Annotated in this window: 2 protein-coding genes and 1 other RNA gene; all 3 read left to right on the plus strand. The window is 38.5% G+C overall.

The genetic code is table 11. The annotated features are described in order from the left end of the window. A partial coding sequence (locus VF500_RS11925) for an acyltransferase (RefSeq protein ID WP_330859880.1) occupies nucleotides 1-1,069 on the plus strand: 1,069 nt, incomplete at its 5' end. A gap of 118 nt (nucleotides 1,070-1,187) precedes the next feature. Then, nucleotides 1,188-1,556, plus strand: a transfer-messenger RNA (tmRNA) gene (gene ssrA, locus VF500_RS11930). Between the two features lie 207 nt (nucleotides 1,557-1,763). Further along, the coding region (locus tag VF500_RS11935; RefSeq protein ID WP_330859881.1) for a phage integrase SAM-like domain and Arm DNA-binding domain-containing protein at nucleotides 1,764-2,393 on the plus strand (630 nt) is incomplete at its 3' end.

Consider the following 2,393-nt stretch of genomic DNA (forward strand, 5'->3'; position numbering starts at 1 on the left):
TTATTCAATGAAATTTAGCCAAACAATTAGCCCTGGCAAACATCAAAATATTAACTGGATAAACAATTTAAGGTTGATAGCTATGTTTGCTGTTGTTGTGCTGCACACTGCGTCTCCCTTGTTATTCCGCGTTAAAGATGCATCCATTAACGATTGGCTCGCTGCCGATGTGTACAATGCTTTAGTGCGTTTTTGTGTACCGGTTTTTGTTATGATAACCGGAGCTTTACTATTGCAACGAGAGTATGAACTTGGTGATTTTTTAAAAAGGCGCTTTGGCAGGCTTATTCCCCCTTTTATTTTTTGGAGTTTGATTTATATCGGTTACAAACTTTACAACGAAGAGATTGAATTATCAGACAATATATGGCCCAATATAAAACTTGTATTACAACAACTTCAAACCGGTAGTTACTATCATTTATGGTACGTTTATCTTTTAATGGGGCTTTACCTGTTTATGCCAGTAATAAGCAAGTTTGTACGTAACGCAACAGAAAAAGAGCTACTGTATTTTTTAGGCATCTGGTTTTTGACAATGATTTGGGGAAAGCCATATTTAACCATATTTGATCCTGGTATAGACCTGCATAATTTTACAGGCTATATTGGTTACCTTGTGCTTGGTTATTACCTTGCTTACAAGCCCTTTAAATTTAAAAACATAGCTTCAATTGCAACATTGGTATTTATATTATGCACTTTGCTTATAACCTCGGGCACATACTTGTTGCTGTTAAAAAACCGAAACTTAAGCACCTTTTTCTACGAACCAATTAGTCCTTTTATACTTATACTTTCGGCAAGTGCATTTTTAATGGCACGGTTTATTAAAGTTAAATTAAACCCGATTGTAAATAACATCGTCAGCAATATAGGTAAGTATACGTTGGGCCTATACCTTAGCCATGCTCTAATATTAAATGTGCTTGAACTTAATGATATTACATACAATATTTTTAACCCGATTTTTAGTATCCCGTTAGTAGCATTCTTGACTTTTTTATTCTCCAGCCTCCTGATATATGTGATGAGTAAACTGCCGTTGCTAAAATATCTTGCCGGGTAGAATTTTGGTATAGTGACGATTAAAAATCCATGAACTATTCGCTGCAACTGCAAACTATTTCCGTATATTTGTGCCCTTAACTGCAAACTGCCCACCGGCAATTGCGAACTCAAAAAATGGGGTCGACCGGAATTGACAGGATGGAGATAAGTAGGTAAGCATGCAGCGCGTTGGGTGAATTAGCGCTTTAATCTGAACGCTCAAACTTACAAATGGCGAAAATAACTACGCCTTAGCTGCCTAATTTAGAATTAGCATAGCTTTTGTCCCGCCGGTTTTCCGTTTCATCGGATCGGCAATCGGGGCATCGAAAGATGAAACTGGTTTGCTTAAGGTGTGCATAGCGAACGAGATAAAGCACCTAAGGAAGACGGTACAGGTAAGCGACTGACCTTCCCCTTCCCTACAATTAAACAGAAGCTAAGCATGTAGAAAGCTTACCTTATACCATGTTTGGACGAGGGTTCGAATCCCTCCGGCTCCACTAAGACAGTATCAAAAAGCACCAAAACCCCTCATACGCTACGTATGAGGGGTTTTTTGTTTGGGTTTGGTGTCATTTGCTCACCGTTGAACACCTATTTGGTGAGCATTCCGGTGAGCACCCGATTTTCAAAATCGCGCTCACCAGACTTGGCGTAACAATTTGTCTTACAAGTAGTTCAGCGAGTGAACATCTTGTATAAATTATGCTGTGAAAGTAATTTTGTATAACTTTTTAACAGCTTTTATGATGAAAAATGTGGCTATTCTCTTTTACTTAAAAAAGAGAGCAAATTCGAAAGAAGAAAAAGTCCCGGTTTATGTAAGGATTACCTGCGATGGGCAACGTGCTGAACTTGCAACTGGAGAAAAAATCGAGTCAAAATTATGGGACCCCGGTGAAGAAAAAGCCAAAGGCAGAAGTGATGCAGCAACTAAGTTCAACAGCAAAGTCGATCAGTTACGAATAAAACTCAACGATACTATACGTTATCTGAACGATTGCAACGAGGAGCTAACTGCTGAAAAAATCAGAGACCGCTTCCAAGGGAAAACAGAAAAACCAGTTATGCTCATCGAAGTATTCAAAGAACATAATCGCAAAGTAGCTGCCCTGGTCAATCAGGAGTTTTCTCCGGCTACGGTTACCCGTTATGAGACTACTCTGAAGCACACCCAGGATTTCATGCGATGGAAATACAAGATCAATGATATTCGCGTTAAACAAATCGATCATCGATTCATCAGCGAGTTTGAATTTTATCTTCGTTCCGAAAGAAAATGCAATAACAATTCTGCTTTTAAGTATATAAAAAACTTTGGTAAAGTTGTTCGTATTTGC

Origin of the sequence: Mucilaginibacter sp., from assembly GCF_036383575.1 — a bacterium.
GTDB lineage: Bacteria > Bacteroidota > Bacteroidia > Sphingobacteriales > Sphingobacteriaceae > Mucilaginibacter.